General features: G+C 67.7%; 1 pseudogene. It reads right to left on the bottom strand.

From position 1 onward, the window contains the following. Positions 1 to 489: pseudogene (locus A3764_RS18480) on the bottom strand (sodium:solute symporter); the annotation flags it as partial.

Genomic DNA, 489 nt, shown 5'->3' with positions numbered 1-489 from the left:
ACAGCGCGAAACCGGTGGCCAGACCGCTCAGCGCCCCGGCGCGCGTTGCCCCGCGCCAGAAAATGCCGCCCAGCAGCGCCGGCAAGAACTGCGCCACCCCGCCGAAGGAGATCAGACCGATCGCCGCCAGCGCGCCGCTGCCCCCCGAGGCCCGGTAATAGGAATAGCCCAGCCCGATGATCAGCAGGATCGACAGCCGCCGCGCGAGGATGACGACATTGCGCACATCGCCCGACTGGCTCGCCCCGCCCTGCCGCACCGCAAGGAAGATCGGCATGACGATATGGTTGCTCACCATGGTAGAGAGCGCGAGCGTGGCGACGATCACCATGGAGGTGGCGGAAGAAAACCCGCCCAGAAAGGACAGCATCGCCAGGCCGTTCTGCCCCTCGCTCAACGGCAGGGAGAGCACGAAGAGATCGGGGTTCGAGCCCGGCGGCAGCAGGTCGAGCCCGGTGACGGCGATGGGCACGACGAACAGGCTCATGA

The sequence above is a fragment of the Sulfitobacter sp. HI0129 genome (assembly GCF_001635395.1).
GTDB lineage: Bacteria > Pseudomonadota > Alphaproteobacteria > Rhodobacterales > Rhodobacteraceae > Sulfitobacter.
The sequence above is the reverse complement of the archived record's forward strand: the minus strand, read 5'-3'. Positions and strand labels throughout refer to the sequence as shown.